We start from the raw sequence: 18,537 nt of genomic DNA on the forward strand, positions 1-18,537 counted from the left end.
AATTTTGGATATAAAAAAGGACTTCACCCCAACTTGGAGAAGTTTTTTGGTGACGAAACCAAAACACTCAAGAGGAGGAAGCCCCCTTTGTATATTCTCCAAGAAAGTCTATTTTCCTTTGAAGAGCTTCAAAAAATGGATTCCAAAGAACGTCTTCCCATCTTTTTCAGCGCTCTCGACCTGCGTCCTTATGCGAGAGAATTGAGAAAACCTTCACCCCGAGGAGCGGAGGGGCACTGTCGGCAAGGCATTCTTCGTGCCTTACTCGCGGCTCCCTTGGAGAACATCGATACGTTCACTGGCCTCGCACGCAGACTGGAGTTTGACCTTCGTTTCCGTTACCAATGTGGACTTCGGCTAGACATCCCTGCCCCTTCGATTTCCACTCTAAGCCGGGTTTTTACCGAGTTGACTCAGAAAAGCCTTGCCCAGCAGTTGTTTGAGGATCTTGTGACTCAGTGCCAAGAAGCTGGAATCATCGACGGCACTCATGTCGCCATCGACAGCGCATCCATTCACGCTTACGAGAAAAAAGAACCCAAGCGAAAAAGCGAGCTCACTGGCAATGCCAACTGGGGTGCAAAGTTTGACACCTTCGGCAATAAAATCAAGTGGTTTGGCTATAAGCTGCATCTGGCCGTCGATGCCAAAAGTGAACTTCCGATGGCACTGAAGGTAACCCCTGCCCATGTGAACGACGGAGACGAAGGGCCTGCACTCACGACGCTGGCTGCTGCAAAATCCAAAGTGAAATTCTTCATGATGGATGCGGGCTACGACCAAATGAAAAACTACGAGGGAGCCCGGAACGTCAAGGCACAAGCCATTATTCCGCTGAATCCACGGAATGAAAAGGAACCGCCAGCAGGAATTACGCGCAAAGGTACGCCCTGTTGTTCGATGGGCTTTCCCATGACGTATTGGGGGCAAGAGAAGACATCTTTGAAATTCCGTTGTCCACATGCGACAGGACATGTGAATTGTCCTTTAGGCATGGCCGCTTGTTCGTCCTCTAATTATGGAATGGTGGTCAAAGTTGACAGCCAAACGGATCTTAGACGTTACGCTCTACCGCATCGAGAAAGCCGAGGCTGGAAGGAGCTTTACAATAAACGGACCAGTGTAGAACGCTGTAATTCTCGAATGAAGACCTATTTAACCGCAGACCAGCTCCATGTCTGGGGGATTCAAAAGGTAACAACCCACCAATATTTAAATGCGATTGTGTTACTTGCTGCTGCACTTGCCATTGCGAAGCAACGAGTCCAAAACGCCGCTTAAAATTTATGATTCTCCGAAATTCTGCCCGTCTGACCATTTATAACCGAAATCACAAAACGGGGCTTTGGAAGTGGTTAGACTACGACCTTAGAATCGAAAATTGAATTATGCAAAATGCTCATTTGAAAAGCATTCATAAGCGCTTATTATTCTTGCTGCTTGTGTTTATAATTCTACCGTATTTTTTATCCGTGTTGTTGATCTATCGGCAGACGAAAGAGAATGTGGAACGACATGAACTTGAGAACAGCCAAGAGCAAATTCAGCAGGCGTCAGCCGATCTAGAGCAATATTTTGATGAAATCATTAATCTTCCATATATTTTATACCGAAATCCAGACTTATTCAGGGTGTTTGAAGAAGGGTTAGAAGAAGATTTTTATTACAAGCAGCTTGAAATTAATAAGGGTATGACTAACTTCTATCTCATGAGGAGTGAAATTCGTCAGATCCGTTTATTCATAAATGAAGGGAAAAGCTCATTTACAGTTTATAATGCCATGTTAAGTTCCCGTAAAAGGAATCCGGATTTATTACAGCAAGCTTCCATTCAGAAGCTGATGAGCTCTAATAGCAATGATCTTATTGAAGCTCCGCATCCGATTGAGAACTATAACGATACCTCCATTATGCCTCCTTCGGATAAAACGATGGTCTTGACGGTTCATCACAAAATTGTGGATGTCCTAACACAGGAATTTCTGGGCGTCATCACTATAGATATTGATTTGGACAAGATTGCTCATATCGCTAATCATTTTCTACAGAAAAATAAAGAGAGCGTATGGCTTTCCGATGCGGAGAATCATGTCATTTACGCAAGTGATGAAACATGGATAGGCAAAACCGTTCCCGATGAACTGCAAAGGAAAATAAGTCCGATACAGGCAGATACTAAATCTCCAGAAGGAGATATTGTGTTTACTAGAACATTGCAGGAACCGATAAAAGCGTGGCATTTTGCTAAGGTAACCCCGAGCTCTTTTTTATTTGAAGATGTAAGGAAAACTGCCTATACAAACATCATCGTAGGTGTGGTTGTAGGTGGACTGGGCTTGATAATGATAACAATCATTTCATATGGATTTACACGGCCGATAAAACTGCTTAGTCAAAAAGTCCAGCGTATCGAGGGAAAGAATATGAATGCCCCATTCGACGATATGCGGGAGGACGAAATCGGTATTCTAGAAAGACACATCAAGGAGATGATGAATCGGATCAACCGTCATATTGACCGGGAGTATAAGCTTGAGATAGAGAACAGGAAAAATCAGCATAGGGCGCTAAAGTCGCAAATCAATCCGCACTTTTTATTTAATTCTTTACAATCCATTGCTGCTGTTGCCCTACTCTCTGAATCTCCAAAAGTATATCAACTGATTACCTCTTTATCCAAAATGATGCGGTACTCGATTCGTGTGGATCAGAAGGCGACGGTTCAAAGCGAAGTGGATTATGTCCAGGCTTATTTGAATCTTCAAGCGGAACGTTTTCAGACTGATTTTAGCTATTCCATTGATGTACCTAAAGATATTCTTGATATTCCGGTTCCTAGTATGATCTTGCAGCCGCTCGTTGAGAACTTTTTTAAGCACTGTTATGACGAGGGCTATGAACAAGCTTACATCCATATTTATGGTGAAATACAAGGTGAATATTTGAATCTAGTCGTAGAAAATAACGGAAACAGCGTGACGGATGATGAACTTGAGGCATTAAAAAATAATCTCTACACATCGGTTAACGAAGGCAATCCTTCTTTTGCACATATCGGGTTAAAAAACATTCATGATCGCTTGGTTCTTCATTTCGATCAGACAGCGGGAATCAAACTAGATTCGATGCAGGGACAAGGGTTCACTGTACGGCTAGTAATTCCACTCTACCTAAAGGAGAAGTAACGTTTATGAAAGCTCTTATTGTAGATGATGAGTCTAATGTTAGAAAAATCATCCGTTTTTTGGGACGGTGGGAACAATACGGGATTACCGAAGTGCTGGAAGCCAGAAATGGTCTCGAGGCTAAGGCGTTAATTGAGCAGAAATCTCCAGAGATCATAATGACAGATGTCAAAATGCCCAAAAATAGCGGGATGGAGTTAATCGAGTGGTTGGCTGCTAAAGACTACCCGGGAAAAGTGATTATGATTTCAGGGTTTGACGATTATTGTTTTATGCGTAAAGCGTTTAAGCTGGGATGCTTTGATTATTTGATGAAGCCAATTGAAGAGAAAATGCTGAATGAAACTTTAGAAGGGGCGTTGAGAGCCTGGGAAAAAGAAGAGGGAGAACGTCGCAATATGGAGTCCGGATTTTATGAAGAGGTAAAAATGTTTCGCTTAAACAGGGAGATTACTGCTGCTTGTAACGGTGAAGCTTTTGATGCAGGCGAAATTGCCTCGGCTCTCCCACAGGCAGACGTATACGACTTCACCATGATGTATTTTTACCAATCTCATTATTCGGAGCCATACATTCAGCTTTTGACCGAAGAACTGGCTACACGGGAGTGGGGAAATGCATTTACACTTCAAAATGATCCTAATGTCTGTGTGATTCTGTCCCTTCATGGACAGTTTTTCCCGATAGAGGAATGGATTACCCAGCATTTTGATATACCTGTTCGTTTGGTTAGTGGCCCCTCCATCCAATCGCTCGCAGAGATATCGTTATCTTTTCAATCTGCACAAAGGTCTATGGCTGAACAAAATTTTAGAGCAATCCATCGTTTGGCGGATTTAGATGATGTTAGGCGTATGAATGATATTGTCGCATTTGTTGATGAGCATTATATGGAAGAGCTAAGTTTGGACAAATTATCCACCCGTTTTTTTCTGAGCCGAGAACATATCTCGCGGAGATTTAAGCAAGAAGTAGGGATGACTCTTACGAACTACGTCATTCATTTACGAATAAATCAAGCGAAACAGTGGTTACTAGAATCGGATGAAAAGATGTACTCGATTGCCTTAAAGCTAGGGTATCAAGATGAGATTTATTTCTCTAAGCTGTTCAAAAAAAACGTCGGTATGACGCCTGCTGAATATCGTAATTCACAGGGAGCAAGAGAAATAGACGCGGAAGTCAGGATAGCCAGTACATAAGTTCATTGTTGAATGCATCTGGGGGAATTATGAAAATAAAAAGGGTTCAAATGATTATCGTGGGGTTGATTACGCTAACGCTTTCTTCATGTGGTGCGCATACACGTCCACTGAAGGAAGCAGATTTGAAGGTAGCGGATAAGGCAGTCACTTTGGAGGTACTGAATCCTAAAGTGGAAATCTCTATAGAATTCGAGCAGATGGTTAAGGAATATGAAAAGGAAAACCCGAATATTAACGTAGAAATTCTAACCTTTGGCGGGGGAGCTAACTACCTTGATGAGCTAAAGGCGAGGTTTGCGGCCAATGTTGGTCCGGATATTTTTCCAAATGGCGGTTATGAAGAAGCGAAGGCATGGAGTAGATATCTTGAGGATTTATCAGATCAACCTTGGGTGGAACAGGCTTATGACGAGGCGCTAGAACCGATGAAGATGGACGGGAAAATATACGGGATGCCAATCAATTTTGAAGGCTACGGTTTTATTTATAATAAGGATTTATTCGCAAAGGCTGGGATTACTCCTCTCCCAACAACGTTTACGGAATTAAAAGTGGCGGCGAAAAAGCTGAAGGCTATAGGTGTGACTCCTTTTTCTGTTGGGTATTCCGATCATTGGTTTTTTGTACTCCTGTTGAATATTGCTATTGCACAACAGGAGGACCCGGATGCTTTTATTCAAGGGTTAAACAACGGAACACAATCTTTTCGAGAGAATAAGGAAGTTAAAGATGTCATTCGGATGCTGGATTTGACCGTACAATATGGTAACGAAAATTTTTTGACAACAGATTATAATTCGGAAGTTGAGTTATTTGCAACAGGGAGAACGGCGATTCTAAAACAAGGGAATTGGGTTCAGTCTAAAATTGATCAAATATCGCCGAATATGAATATCGGTTTTTTACCCATGCCTATTAATGATAGTGCCGAAAACAATGCGTTGCCAGTAGGGGTATCTAATAATTGGGCTGTTAATAAAGAATCTTCGCCAGAAAAGAAGAAGGAAGCCAAAAAGTTTTTGAACTGGATGGTTTCCTCGGAAACAGGGAAAAAGTTCATGAAGGATCGCTTTCATTTTATTTCAGCTTTTAAAAATATAGAGACGGACCGTTCGGGAGCGCTTGTAAAAGATCTTATGCGATACGTCGATGAACAGAAAACTTTATCTTGGAATTGGTTCAAATTCCCTCCCAGAGCAAGAGAGGAGTTTGGCTATCTTATGCAAGCTTATGTAGGAGAGCAAATTAATCGGGATCAATTGCTTCAAGAGCTTCAAAAATCGTGGGATACCCATGTGAAGTAATAAAACCAAATCAATATAACCCTGTAAATGCATCAATTTACGACATACTCATAACGTCTACTCTTCATTAGAATTTAAAAGGGGAACAGCACAAAGGAAGATCGAAACCCAAATTTAAAGTATAAGAGGAGTTAGATGATGAATTTCAAGAAAATGATTAAACAAACAACAATCCTAACCTTTACAGCTGCTTTAATGTTAGGTGGAGCTACTCAAACCTTTGCGAAAGGAAATAACAAGCCGAACAAGCCGGAGTACAATGACTATGGTTTCTCTCATATCACTCGCGCTGACATGTTGAAATTACCCAAACAACAAAATAGTAAACAATTCCAAGTCCCAAAATTTGATGCTTCAACGATTGAGAACATTCCTGCAGCCATTAAGTTCGATGAGAATGGAAACAAAATTGAAATGGATGTTTGGGATACTTGGCCGCTGCAAAATGCAGATGGAACTGTAGCCAGTTATAAGGGGTATCAAATTGTTTTTGGTCTGGCGGGCGACCCTAATAATGGATCAGACACATTTATTTATTTGTTCTATAAGAAAGAAGGAGACAACTCTATCAGCAGCTGGAAGAATGCCGGCAGAGTGTTTAAGGATAGTGACAAACTTGTTCCTGATGATTATGTTTTAAACAATCAAGCCGAAGAATGGTCCGGTTCAGCAACCATGACATCTGATGGCAAAGTTCGCTTGTTTTACACTAATCGTCATCCTTGGGATCCAGATCGCGGATTTTACGGGAAACAAACTTTAACTACAGCTCAAATTAATGTCTCTGCCCCGGATGGGGATACCCTTAAGATTGATGGCGTAGAAGATATGAAATCCATCTATGACGGTAATCAAGGTGAGATTTATCAAAGTGTTGATATCACCGGTTTTAGCAAAGGCGATTACGACGATAATCATACCTTAAGAGATCCTCACTATGTGGAGGATAAAGGCCACAAGTATCTTGTATTTGAAGCAAATACAGGGACAAATACGGGTTACCAGGGTGAAGAATCTCTTTTTAACAAAGCTTATTATGGTAATAGCAATGCCTTCTTCCAAGCGGAGAAAAAGAAACTACTAAGCAGTGCTGACAAAACATCTGCGGAAACCGCGAATGGTGCGCTCGGTATCATTGAATTAAATAATGATTATACATTCAAAAAAGAAATGAAGCCGCTACTTGCCTCCAATACCGTGACAGATGAAATTGAACGTGCGAACATATTTAAATTGAATGGCAAGTGGTATCTGTTCACAAGCTCAAGAGGTTCTAAAATGTTCATTGATGGCATTGATGATGAAGACATCTACATGCTCGGGTACGTATCTAATTCTTTAACCGGACCCTATAAACCATTAAATGGTACAGGACTTGTCCTCCATCAAGATCTTAATCCTTATGATATTACCTGGACTTATGCTCACTTTGCGATTCCGCAAGTGAAAGGGAATAATGTAGTCATCACAAGTTACATGACGAATAGAGGTTACTTTGGGGATCATCATTCCACTTTTGCCCCAAGCTTTGTGCTGAATATTAAAGGCTCCAAGACTTCAGTTGTACCGAACAGCATTTTGGAACAAGGGCAATTGACGCTTAAAGGTAACAAACCGTATTAATCATTTACAAAGTAAATGCCAATGTAGTTGGCGTTTACTTTTCTTTTTATAAGCTGAGATTAGCAATGTAAAAAAGCGAGGTATATTTTGAATAAGAAAAAAATGATAGGAATCACTATATTAATCCTTTGTTTAATTTGTTTTGTGACGATAGTATTAGTAACTTATGACGCTGGAGAGAAGAAGAAGCCGGGGACCGACGTTCCTGATCATAAACCTACCACTCGGGCTAGCTATCATTTCACTGTACCTGAGCATTGGAAAAACGATCCGCAGAAACCCATTTATTTTGATGGTAAATATCATTACTATTATCTCTATAATGCTGATTACCCGGATGGAAATGGTACAGAATGGAGACATGCCACATCAACGGATTTGGTGAGCTGGACAGATGAAGGCGTTGCGATTCCAAAATATACAACACCCAATGGCGATCCCTGGTCAGGATCTGTTGTTGTTGACGATAGCAATACAGCAGGTTTTGGCGAAGGGGCTATTGTGGCGATTTTAACACAGCCCTCTGCAGAGACGGGGAAGCAAGAACAATATTTATGGTTCAGTACGGATCGTGGGCTGACGTTTAAATCTTATAGTGATGATCCTATTTTGCCAAATCCGGGCACAGAAGATTTCAGAGACCCGAAGGTAATATGGGATCAACATTCTCATAAATGGGTGATGACGCTAGCCGAAGGTACGAAAGTGGGCTTTTACGAGTCTGACAATTTAAAAGATTGGCACTACACAAGCGGCTTCGAAACAGAAAATATCGGAATTGTAGAGTGTCCTGACTTCTATATGATGCGGGCAAATGATGGCACTTATAAATGGGTTCTTGGGGTCAGTGCAAATGGTAAGTCGATAGGTAAACCTAACACGTATGCCTACTGGACTGGAGATTTTAATGAGAATGAATTTATCGCGGATTATCATGAACCACAGTGGCTAGATTATGGATTTGATTGGTATGGTGCTGTAACTTTTGAAGAAGGAAAGGACAAGGATCAATACAATCATCGATATGCTTTGGCCTGGATGAATAATTGGGATTACCCTCATGTTACCCCCAATCTTAACGAAGGTTTTAACGGAATGGATTCAATCGTGCGTCAGATAAAATTAACACGAGATGAAGAGCAGTCGTATCAGTTAGTATCTCAGCCCATCGAAGCATTAGATCAAATGGTAACTTCAACGGATTCCTTGCAACAAATAAAAGTGAACGGCTCGTCAACACTTGATATCACAGGCGAAAATTACCAGCTCGATGCAGATCTATCTTGGTCAGAGAGTACCAATGTAGGCTTAAGACTTCGTGAATCCGCAGATAAGACGCGCCACGTGGACGTAGGAGTGTTTGTTGAAGGACAATATTCTTATGTTAATAGAGCCTTCACTGGACAACCTGATGAGAGTGACAGATATCTTGAAAGCAAGGCCCCCTTTGATGTGAACAAGAAAAAAGTGCATCTGAAGATCCTTGTGGATAGAACAAGTATTGAAGTTTTTATAGATGATGGTGAAATTGTATTTTCTAATGAAATCTTCCCGGAAATAAAGGATCAAGGCATTACCTTGTTTTCTGAAGGTGGCACCGCGATTTTTAATAATGTTGTAATTAAGCATTTTGGCAAAGATTAGAATGAATAGACAGAATTTTTCTAATTCTTGCGCAATAAGAGGGCACTCCAACCTATGGATGTCCTCTTTTTTTATTATAAGTTCGTAATATTAAACCTAATTCACGAAGGAATACATAATTGTTAAACGCTATCTTGAATTCTAGAATGATGTTATTGGCATCATGTTACTTTTTTGGTTTCAAAATCATTCTGGGAGGTTGTCCTAATGAAGCGAAGGCCTATTTATGTTGTTCTTATTCTGTTTATTGTATTAGGTTCATGGTTGCTGCTGAATCACCGGGAAAATAACAGCGCCTCGGAGAAGCAAGTGCAGGAAGTGCTGCCTACGAGTACTGTTGATACTAACACAACAATGGCTAACGTTACTGTAAATAACAGAGAAACTCCGGTGCAGTACTTGGATCCCGCATATAAAGTTACAGTGAAACACGATATTTTGTATGCAAGTAAGAAAAACGAGACGGATGCTGAAGAACCGCTGAAGCTCGATTTGTACCAGCCCATTGGAGATGAAACCAAGCAGAGGCCAGTATTTATTTTTATTCATGGCGGAGGTTATACCGGAGGGGATAAGTCTGATGCAGCAGATTTTTCCGAAGGCCTGGCGAAACGGGGGTATGCTGTTCTCACTATTGATTATAGGCTAAAAAAAGATCCGTTTTTCAATTTCACTCGCACACTTAACGATGCGAATGAGGATATAAACGATGTGATCAAATGGATTAATGAGCATGCGGAGACTTATGGATTGAACAAGGAACGTATAGTTATTGGCGGAGATTCAGCAGGAGGTCATCTGGCCATGAACTTTGTGAATCTATCCTTAGCAAAAGATCCCTCCCTAGTTAAGTCTGTATTTTCCATTATAGATATTTATGGTGGTGAACTGACAAGAAGTGCTGACAGCAAGCTGCCGCCTGTCCTAATTATTCATGGAACGATAGATAAAATGGTGCCGTACCAGCAAAGTGTTGACCTAGCCGCTCAATTGAAAGAGAAAGGTATTTATCATAATCTGCTCACGATGGAGGGAGTCGGACATGATTATAAAAATGAAAAATACATCGATGAAATTATGGAGACGACAGCACATTTTCTGTGGAATGTCATGAACAGTTCGGACCTTGCGAGTCTTCCGGAAAATTCGGGGATCACGGTTGCTTCTGGTTCTGCTTTTGATATTAAGCTGCCTGAAGCTTATCGCAGCGCATCGAAGGAGCCGGTTAATATCGATTTGCCAGAGGGATGGCTGCTTAGTGGAGAAGACGAAGGTTCGCTGCGGATACAGGTTCCGGAAAGCTTGGTGCGCGGAAACGATTCGCTGTTCGTCTCTCGGGGTGCAGATCCTACAGTGGCATCAAGCTTCACTATGAATATCAACGTAATCGATCCGCTGGCAGTGTATTACGAGACTTTTTATGAGGAGTCTACTAAGGAGATAAAAACCTACATGGATGTTACTAATCAGTCTACAAGCAATTTCAGCGGTTCAGTGGAAGCTGATTATGAGACGGAACGATCTACCCGAGGTACTTATGCTTCGACTGTGGAAAATCTGGAGCCGGGTAAGAGCGTTCGTCTTGAGATTCCTGAGCTGGCAAAAGGCCAGCGGTCGCTTAAAGTTTTTAATGATATAGGTACCTTATTGCAATCGACAGTTGATTCTTTTAACGTGCTTCTGTTGCCGAAACTCAGTCCGCCTGTCCAAATCGATGGCAACTTGTCGGACTGGGGGAATCAAGCTCCCTTTGATGTGAAGGATGTCAAAATCATGGGCTGGCAAGGAGAGCAGGATCTCAGCGCCAAGGGTTCCTTAGCATGGGATGCCGACAATCTTTACCTTGGGGTAGAAGTTATCGATGATTATCATGCACAGTCAGCATCAGGAGATGCCATCTGGAGTGGGGACAGCATCCAGATTGGAATTGGCATTGCCAACGGGGATGGAACGGTGCCTTCTGAGTACCATGAACTCGGTGTGGCTCGCGGAGATACGGGCGAATTACTCAAATGGTGCTGGTTGGCACCAAAGGGGTTTAATTTGGGTGATGCTATAGAATTACAGTATGCCGTGGAACGTAAAGATTCAAAAACCAGCTACGAACTAGCCATTCCCTGGCGTGAACTAAAATCCGACGATGTACAGGTGAAGCCAGGAATGAAGCTGAAATTTTCGTCATTGGTCAATGACAATGATGATGAGGGGCGTAAGGGCTGGGTGGAATATAACAGCGGCATTGGTTCGGCTAAGGATGTTGATGCTTTTGGTGATCTATTTGTGCATTGACATATTATGCTGTTAACACTATGATATGAATGAAAAAATAATTATTCATTCACGGAGAGACGAAAAGTGGAAGACAAAAAAACAAAGATATACGAATGTGCGAAAGAGCTATTTAGCAATAAAGGCTTTAAAGACACGAATGTTTCTGGCATTACCACAATGGCTGGAATAGCTGTAGGAAGTTTTTACAACTATTATCCCTCCAAGGAAAAGCTTTTTATGGATATTTTTTTAGAGGAAAACGAAAAGCTCAAAAAAAGCTGTATGCAATCGCTCGATATGAGCCAAAGCCCATTAGCACTAATACGGCAGATGATGGTGCTTAATTTGGAAGGTATGATAGCCAACCCCATTCTTAAGGAATGGTATAACAAAAGTGTTTTCGCAAAAATCGAACAGCTGTACCGGGAAGAAACCAACATTCAGGTAAACGACTTCTTGTATGATAGCTTCCATGAAATCATTAAGCAGTGGCAAGCCGATGGTAAAATGCGCAGCGATATGGATAGTAAAATGATTATGATGATCTTCGGCGCAATGATTAATGTGGAAACCCACAAGGAAGAAATCGGGCTGGAGTATTTTCCACAACTTTTGGACAATATGCTGGAACTAATTATGAAGGGTTTGACAGACTGCCCCTAATACACTTATGGTGCAGTTTTTTTTTAGTGAAATGAATGAATTATTAAATATTCATTCAAATTTTAAAGCAAAAGGAAGGAGGCAAGCAGGTGAGTAAGAGAAGAGGAAAAAAGCGAAAATTCAATAAATGGATTATTGTTCTCAGCATTCTATGCGGGATTACAGTCATAGGTTGGATAGGTGGTATTCTCTTATCTGCTCCGGGAAGGCATGAAGTTCAGCAGCTTACTATCAACGCCATAGATATACAGAAACTGCGGGAGGGCAGCTATGTGGGGGAATACATTGGCATCAAAGATCATTCCAGAGATACCAAGGTGAAGGCCACAATATCTGCTGGACGGCTGTCAGATATCAAAATACTCAAAGGTGCCTTGGACAAAACAGGGAACCCTGCTGAACTGAAGGGTGGGCTAAGCATTGGTGATTTGTTTGGTCATGTGATTGAATCGCAGTCTCTTCAGGTGGACGTTATCAGCGGGGCAACGCTTACCTCTAAAACACATCTTAAGGCACTCGAAAATGCCCTACTGCAAGCGGAGACGAAATAATTCATTTTAAGGAGAATTTATATGAACATTGCAGTCATTTCGTATTCATTCACAGGTAATAATGAAGCATTAGCAAGGAGTGTGGCGAAAGCATTGTCGGCTGAATATATACGAATCTCGGAAGCTAAACCCCGAACACTCGGTAGGATTACCTTTGATATGATTTTTGACAGGATACCGTTGGTTCAACCGAAGCCTGAGCAAATAGGAAAATATGATATTATCCTATTTTTTGGACCGGTTTGGATGGGGAAAGTGGCCACACCGCTCCGTGCCTATTTAAAGTACTTGAAGAAAAATCCGCAAAAGTATGGTTATCTTTCAATCAATGGTGGAGCTGACGGTCCAAATCCGAAGGTGCCAGGGGAGCTTAGAAAAAGAACTGGAGCAGACCCTGTTGTATTCATCGAGCAGCATATCGCAGATCTGATATCAGCAGATCACAAACCTGCACGTAAAGATACCTCAGCTTATAAGTTAAATGAGGGCGATATTAATCAATTAACTGGAAAAATAGTGAAGAAAGTAAGGGATATGACCTAGCTTTTAAGCTCCAGCGAGACGAACAGAGAAACGGCAAAGCTGCCGTTTTTTTTGTTTTCTCTGCAATCTGGTAGAAATTGTTCTATTATAAAGTGTTCCTTCAATTCGCTAGATGGTATGATAGGTATGGGAGGGAATTATAAAATGAACAATGAGACGACTAATGAAAATGAAATAACAAATGAGAATGAGGAAGTAAATGATAATACAGAAATGTCTGAAGAGGATATGGCGCAGCTGCTAAAGGCTGTTCACCATAACGGCCTTGTAGCGTTGAGAGTACACTTTAAAGATGTTGAAGGACAAGTATTGAACATGGAAGCCTACGGCCCTGTTTTTGTTTTTCACGTGAAAACTGAATTAGATCAGGTGTATTCCTGCGGATTTTTTCTGCGCGAGTTAATTGCAAGATTCCAGTCGGGTAAGGATCCGGCAGCATGGATGGCCTCATTCTTCGTTGAGCTGATGAAAATTGAGGGAGGCAAAACACTTCCAAAACCACCAGCAAGTGAAGAAGAAGCAAAAGGGATTATTGATAATGTGTTAGTTCCGCTTTGTATTGAGGAAATTACCCAAGAATTTGCTCCAGAAAAAGTGCATGTCGGGCTAGCTTGGAACGAGAAATTGGGACCAGTCTTCGAGGCTGGATTTCCAGCGATCACCGATGGGAATAACGTATGCGCATTCCCGCTTCATCTGTTGCTGACTCATTTGCAATTGAACCGGGATCCATCCGAACTGCTTGTTCAAGGCATGTATAACATCCGCAAAGAACATGGATTGGAGTAAAACAGGCTCTGAGCCCTGACCATCCATAACCCAAAGAAACGGCAGAAATGCCGTTTCTTTTTCTTTTGACATTCAAAGAGTAGATCCTTGCTTGATGAATTCATTCATATCTACTTTGAGCTGATAGCTTTAAGCTGATAACCTGCTGCTTGAAGGTTTCGTTCACATCATCTACGGACTGTATAGCGCTTATCTTTGCTTTTTAGCTCCATTTACCGAACTCGCGGACCGTATAGCCCTTATTGTCTGTTTATTGCCTATAAAAGTAGGAGGATTAGCCAAATAGTTGCATCTCAGTCCGTTAACAGAAGAATTCTCTTGAAAATGAACCAATAACGTCTCCTCGGTCCGATAGGCCTTGGTGTTCCTGGATTATATAAAGAAACTGTAAATACTTTTCAGATAGTTACTGAATACGTTTGCGGACCAAGCTATATGTACAGCACCACTATACTTTTTTAGAAAAATAAACGAAGGCGTGGTAACAAGATGAAATATCTAGTTTCAATACTACTAATTGCTGCAGTGATAGCATCTGGTTGTTCCAATTCCACTCCAATTCCTCATCCAACCTCTAATCAGGAAACTTCTCCTTCTCCTGATCCTTCAGATAACCGCAGAGAAGATACTGTGTTCCTCAACAAAAATATAGGTTGGAAAGCAGTCTATCCTTTTCAAGGAATGTCACGTGAAGATATGGAGCTTTATACAACTAGTGATGGGGGAGAGACTTGGAAGGAGATTGGGGATAGCTTACAAGCAGGAAGTACTCTTCCTAGCGGGGTGAAATCGGGAATTACTTTTGTTAACGAAAAAGAAGGCTGGATTACAACGAATGCGCCTTGGCAGGGAAAGGTTGGTTTATATAAAACAATGGATGGTGGAGTTACATGGAGTGAACAGACTGTCACAGTGCCGGATGAGTTAGTAAACTCGCAAATCTATGCTTATCCTCCCCTCTTTCTTACGAAGGATCAAGGAATCTTAATTACTCGGCCTGCTGAAAATGAACATACATTGTTATATATAACGATAGACGGGGGACAACATTGGAAATCATTCCTTGACCATCATAAGGATCAGTATGCTGGTATCGCATGGACGCTCTCAGAGAGTATGGCGACGGTAAAATACGCAGAGAAAACCTGGACATTAAGCATGCAGAACTATGGAAAATGGTCCCTTTAATCGAAATGTTGGCATATTGCGTTTAGAAAAGACGTACACATCAAATGAAGCGAGGCGTTAACCTGACTCTGGCTGTTATAGCTGTTTATGGGATAACGTTTTGTTTTATCCATTATTCGAAACCGGTTTCAAATGTGCGAGCGCGCCGCGCAATGAAATCAGTAGGAGGAAAAGACGATGTTACGAAAAGGAAAAATGTTAAGTCTATTTCTGCTGTTCACCCTCTTAATTGCTTGGGTACCTACAGGGAGTTCAAGCGCGGCATCAAGCTGGAATCTGGCATGGAGCGATGAATTTGATGGGAATTCTCTGAATACTAATAATTGGTCGGCGGAAATAGGTACGGGTAGCGGGGGTTGGGGAAACAATGAGCTTCAGTATTATACCAGTCGTCCGCAGAACCTGCAGGTAACGGGTGGGAATTTAGTGATTACTGCACAAAAGGAGTCGTACGGGGGGATGAATTATACCTCTGCACGGATCAAAACACAGGGACTCAAAAGCTTCACCTACGGAAAAATCGAAGCTAGAATCAAATTGCCTTCAGGACAGGGACTCTGGCCAGCATTTTGGATGCTTGGGGCGAATATTGATTCAGTGGGTTGGCCGAAATCTGGGGAAACGGACATTATGGAGCGTGTGAACAATAATGCTTTTGTTAACGGGACGGTACATTGGGATGCCAATGGGCATGCCGAGTACGGTCAGGTGTCTGGTAACCTCGATTTCTCACAGTACCATGTGTACAGCGTGGAATGGGATGCGAATTATATAAGATGGTTTGTAGACGGCAACCCATTTAATGCTTTTTATATTGAGAACGGAACCGGAAATACGGAGGAGTTCCAGAAACCTTTCTTCATCCTGCTAAACCTTGCCGTGGGTGGAAATTGGCCGGGAAGTCCAAATGCTTCAACTGCTTTCCCAGCTCAAATGCTGGTTGATTACGTACGTGTGTATCAGGCTGCGCCTACCTCAAGCATCGTTAGTGGTGGGATTTACACTTTAGCTGACAAGGCTAGTGGCAAGGTTCTGGACGTAGTGGATGTATCCACAGCAAGCGGGGCGAAAATGCAGCAATGGACCAATTACACTGCCAATAATCAGAAATTTAAAGTGGAGAGTACAGGCGACGGTTATTACAAGCTTACGGCAGTGCATAGTGGAAAAGTGTTGGATGTGCCGAACTCATCAACCGCGAGCGGTGTACAGCTGCAGCAATGGGATGACAATGGTACCAACGCTCAGCGATGGAGCATTATTGATGTTGGAGGGGGCTATTATAAGCTTATTTCAAAAGTGAGCGGATTAGCCATGGATGTATCCGGAGCATCAACAGCCGATGGTGCAGCAGTTCAGCAGTGGACGGATAACGGGAGTGATGCTCAGAAATGGTTTTTTACGAAAGTGAACTAAAGAAATGCCGCCCCATATCAAATGGGGCTTTTTCTAATCGGTCTAATCGGTCTAATTTGTTTTAAATCGGCTAAAAGAATAGGGGTTAAGTTCAACTGAACAATTTTTATTTTCTGCTTGTTTCTTTTTCGGGTGAGGTGTGGTTTTAAAGGGCTGCTTTTCCGTTTTCTTCGTCTGATTTTGGCTCTGGTGATTCTCCAAGGGGTTAGCTTTAGGAATTGCTGATATAGGGATGAACCCGCGGAATCTTTATTCCAGCATTTATCATCTCCGGCAAAATGGATGATTTTGTTAGTGAAATCATGGTCCGGAATGTTTGTGTTGAACGAATTAAAACGGATATCGAGGGGGAGGTAATTCCCACCAAAAACCGCATTCAGAACATCCTGATCTGGCATGGTGACATCAGGAAAGGTACGTAGGAAGGTTAGCATTTCTTCGTACCAGTTGGTATTCTGGCGGATATTATGCAAAGAAAATAAAATCACTCCGGAATTAAAATAAAGATCAGGATTTAATCCCTTAGCGCTCACAATATGAGCAACCTCTCTAATTCCCTGGTCCCAAATTGCGGCCAAATACTTGTCATTCAGTTCAACCTGCCATAATTCAGTAATGTCCATATTTACTAATACATCGCAGTCCAGATAGATGATTTTGTCCACGGGTATTAGTGCAGGAAGAAGCAATCGATACATACATGCCTGCGTCCATACATTAATGGAGTTAACATTGGCTAGCACCTGAGTTAGATCATCGGGCATAGTGATTGAATAAAAGCTAAGGGTATGATTATGTTTTGTAGTTAATGCGCTAAGCCTGCGCTTATTAGTTTCACTTAAAGAAACATCATGTAAAATATGAATATGAATTGGGGAACTCGTATGATGAAAAATTGACGCTAGAACGACTCCGGCATGTTCAGCATATTTCCCATCCTTATCTTGAAAAGCCAAGGCGATATCGATCATTTGATTTATCCTCTCTTCACGTTTGTGTACGAATGTACCACAGTATACGTTCGCCTTGATCAGAGGACAGAGACATTAAACCCAGAATATTCACCCAATTTGATGTGAACACCAAAAAACCAAGTGCTGAATCTCAGCAACTTGGTCGGCTAAGGACTTCAATCTTTATTTTCGCAGCTTAATTTGATCTACGTGATGATTGTTGTCCTTATGCATTATAAGATCCGCACGATTTCGGGTGGGCAGAATATTTTGCTGCAAATTAACGTAGTTTATTTCTTTCCAGATCCGCTTTGAGATTTCAATAGATTCCTCTAGAGACAGCTGTGCATATTTTTTGAAATAAGATTGTTCATCTTGGAAGGCAGTATCTCTGAGTTTAATAAACCGATCAATGTACCATGTCTCGATATCGTTCACATCGGCATCCACATAAATAGAAAAATCAAAGAAATCAGATACAAAATAGTTAGGCATATTATGATTATTTGTAATCGCAGTCTGAAGAACATTTAAGCCCTCAACAATTAGAATATCCGGATTCTCAATCGTAATATATTCATCTGGCACAATATCATAAGTTAAGTGAGAGTATACAGGGCTTTGGACCCGCGGCACCCCAGACTTCACATCCGTTAAAAAAGAAATTAAACTACGCGTGTCGTAGCTTTCAGGAAAGCCCTTTTTCGTCATTATACCGCGCTTTTCCAGCTCTGCGTTGGGATGTAGAAAACCATCAGTCGTAACTAAATCCACCTTTGGATGGGAAGGTAATTGTGAGAGGAGTTTTTGTAGGAGTCTGGCCGTAGTGCTTTTACCAACAGCGACACTTCCCGCGATACCTATGATAAATGGACCTTTTTTTAGATCATTATTCAGAAAGTGATTTATAGATTCATTAAATTTATGAGCAGATAGAAGTTGCAGATTTAGCAAATTGGACAGAGGAAGATAGACCTCGTTAACATCCTCGCTGGAGATTTTTTCATTAATACTTTGGACTTCCATAAGTTCTTCTTCTGATAATTGGATAGCGGTGAAATCGCTTAGTTTTTTCCAATCCTCACGTAAATAAAGTGTATATGCTGAATTATTCACCATTAAATTTTCCACATCCCTGAAGTTTTTAGAGATTTCTTATGCACTTAGGTATTATAACCGTTCATACAGCTTCATTCCATTCA

Annotated in this window: 15 protein-coding genes; 13 read left to right on the top strand and 2 right to left on the bottom strand. The window is 41.5% G+C overall.

Features of this window, described 5'->3' with window-relative positions:
• Positions 1 to 87 precede the first annotated feature (87 nt).
• From NST58_RS10510 to NST58_RS10570, 13 genes are all read left to right on the top strand, one after another.
• Positions 88 to 1,281, top strand: a complete 1,194-nt coding sequence (locus NST58_RS10510; RefSeq protein WP_339244447.1) for a transposase — start codon at positions 88 to 90, stop codon at positions 1,279 to 1,281.
• A gap of 107 nt (positions 1,282 to 1,388) precedes the next feature.
• Positions 1,389 to 3,185, top strand: a complete 1,797-nt coding sequence (locus tag NST58_RS10515; RefSeq protein ID WP_339247650.1) for a histidine kinase — start codon at positions 1,389 to 1,391, stop codon at positions 3,183 to 3,185.
• 5 nt (positions 3,186 to 3,190) lie between these two features.
• The gene (locus NST58_RS10520; RefSeq protein WP_339247652.1) at positions 3,191 to 4,387 is read left to right on the top strand and encodes a helix-turn-helix domain-containing protein; all 1,197 of its coding nucleotides are present in this window, start codon (positions 3,191 to 3,193) and stop codon (positions 4,385 to 4,387) included.
• Between the two features lie 29 nt (positions 4,388 to 4,416).
• Complete coding sequence (locus tag NST58_RS10525; RefSeq protein ID WP_312148634.1) at positions 4,417 to 5,694, top strand: ABC transporter substrate-binding protein; 1,278 nt, start codon at positions 4,417 to 4,419, stop codon at positions 5,692 to 5,694.
• A gap of 138 nt (positions 5,695 to 5,832) precedes the next feature.
• On the top strand, positions 5,833 to 7,317 hold the full coding sequence (locus NST58_RS10530) for a glycoside hydrolase family 68 protein (RefSeq protein ID WP_339248761.1): 1,485 nt from the start codon (positions 5,833 to 5,835) through the stop codon (positions 7,315 to 7,317).
• An 87-nt stretch (positions 7,318 to 7,404) separates the two neighbouring features.
• The gene (locus NST58_RS10535; RefSeq protein WP_339247658.1) at positions 7,405 to 8,961 is read left to right on the top strand and encodes a glycoside hydrolase family 32 protein; all 1,557 of its coding nucleotides are present in this window, start codon (positions 7,405 to 7,407) and stop codon (positions 8,959 to 8,961) included.
• Positions 8,962 to 9,168: 207 nt separating this feature from the next.
• Positions 9,169 to 11,250, top strand: coding sequence for an alpha/beta hydrolase fold domain-containing protein (locus tag NST58_RS10540; RefSeq protein ID WP_339247661.1), 2,082 nt, complete (start codon positions 9,169 to 9,171; stop codon positions 11,248 to 11,250).
• A 66-nt stretch (positions 11,251 to 11,316) separates the two neighbouring features.
• Entirely contained in the window at positions 11,317 to 11,895 is a 579-nt protein-coding gene (locus NST58_RS10545; protein WP_076124944.1) for a TetR/AcrR family transcriptional regulator, read from the top strand.
• Between the two features lie 89 nt (positions 11,896 to 11,984).
• A complete protein-coding gene (locus tag NST58_RS10550; RefSeq protein ID WP_076133981.1) occupies positions 11,985 to 12,446 on the top strand; it encodes an FMN-binding protein in 462 nt (153 codons plus the stop codon).
• A gap of 21 nt (positions 12,447 to 12,467) precedes the next feature.
• Positions 12,468 to 12,989 carry a hypothetical protein gene (locus tag NST58_RS10555; RefSeq protein ID WP_339247665.1) on the top strand — a complete coding sequence of 174 codons (522 nt, stop codon included), beginning with the start codon at positions 12,468 to 12,470 and terminating at the stop codon, positions 12,987 to 12,989.
• A gap of 144 nt (positions 12,990 to 13,133) precedes the next feature.
• Positions 13,134 to 13,778 carry a hypothetical protein gene (locus NST58_RS10560; RefSeq protein ID WP_076107537.1) on the top strand — a complete coding sequence of 215 codons (645 nt, stop codon included), beginning with the start codon at positions 13,134 to 13,136 and terminating at the stop codon, positions 13,776 to 13,778.
• A 489-nt stretch (positions 13,779 to 14,267) separates the two neighbouring features.
• Complete coding sequence (locus NST58_RS10565; protein ID WP_076124951.1) at positions 14,268 to 14,966, top strand: hypothetical protein; 699 nt, start codon at positions 14,268 to 14,270, stop codon at positions 14,964 to 14,966.
• A 177-nt stretch (positions 14,967 to 15,143) separates the two neighbouring features.
• Positions 15,144 to 16,382 (top strand): RICIN domain-containing protein, encoded by a 1,239-nt coding sequence (locus NST58_RS10570; protein ID WP_036679228.1) that lies wholly within the window; start codon positions 15,144 to 15,146, stop codon positions 16,380 to 16,382.
• Positions 16,383 to 16,399: 17 nt separating this feature from the next.
• Here the strand turns inward: NST58_RS10570 and NST58_RS10575 are convergent, their stop codons facing one another.
• Entirely contained in the window at positions 16,400 to 17,353 is a 954-nt protein-coding gene (locus NST58_RS10575; RefSeq protein ID WP_076124952.1) for a glycosyltransferase family 8 protein, read from the bottom strand.
• A 165-nt stretch (positions 17,354 to 17,518) separates the two neighbouring features.
• Positions 17,519 to 18,454, bottom strand: coding sequence for a type I pantothenate kinase (gene coaA / locus NST58_RS10580; protein WP_076124954.1), 936 nt, complete (start codon positions 18,452 to 18,454; stop codon positions 17,519 to 17,521).
• Positions 18,455 to 18,537: the final 83 nt, after the last annotated feature.

Source organism: Paenibacillus sp. FSL R10-2796, from assembly GCF_037965315.1.
Lineage (GTDB): Bacteria > Bacillota > Bacilli > Paenibacillales > Paenibacillaceae > Paenibacillus_AQ > Paenibacillus_AQ odorifer.

What these genes read in the sequence shown, in the direction of transcription:
- NST58_RS10515 (WP_339247650.1), top strand. Translation starts at nt 1,389, where the DNA reads ATGCAAAATGCTCATTTGAAAAGCATTCATAAGCGCTTATTATTCTTG.
- NST58_RS10570 (WP_036679228.1), top strand. Translation starts at nt 15,144, where the DNA reads ATGTTACGAAAAGGAAAAATGTTAAGTCTATTTCTGCTGTTCACCCTC.
- NST58_RS10555 (WP_339247665.1), top strand. Translation starts at nt 12,468, where the DNA reads ATGAACATTGCAGTCATTTCGTATTCATTCACAGGTAATAATGAAGCA.
- NST58_RS10575 (WP_076124952.1), bottom strand. Translation starts at nt 17,353, where the DNA reads ATGATCGATATCGCCTTGGCTTTTCAAGATAAGGATGGGAAATATGCT.
- NST58_RS10520 (WP_339247652.1), top strand. Translation starts at nt 3,191, where the DNA reads ATGAAAGCTCTTATTGTAGATGATGAGTCTAATGTTAGAAAAATCATC.
- coaA (WP_076124954.1), bottom strand. Translation starts at nt 18,454, where the DNA reads ATGGTGAATAATTCAGCATATACACTTTATTTACGTGAGGATTGGAAA.
- NST58_RS10525 (WP_312148634.1), top strand. Translation starts at nt 4,417, where the DNA reads ATGAAAATAAAAAGGGTTCAAATGATTATCGTGGGGTTGATTACGCTA.
- NST58_RS10540 (WP_339247661.1), top strand. Translation starts at nt 9,169, where the DNA reads ATGAAGCGAAGGCCTATTTATGTTGTTCTTATTCTGTTTATTGTATTA.
- NST58_RS10565 (WP_076124951.1), top strand. Translation starts at nt 14,268, where the DNA reads ATGAAATATCTAGTTTCAATACTACTAATTGCTGCAGTGATAGCATCT.
- NST58_RS10530 (WP_339248761.1), top strand. Translation starts at nt 5,833, where the DNA reads ATGAATTTCAAGAAAATGATTAAACAAACAACAATCCTAACCTTTACA.
- NST58_RS10560 (WP_076107537.1), top strand. Translation starts at nt 13,134, where the DNA reads ATGAACAATGAGACGACTAATGAAAATGAAATAACAAATGAGAATGAG.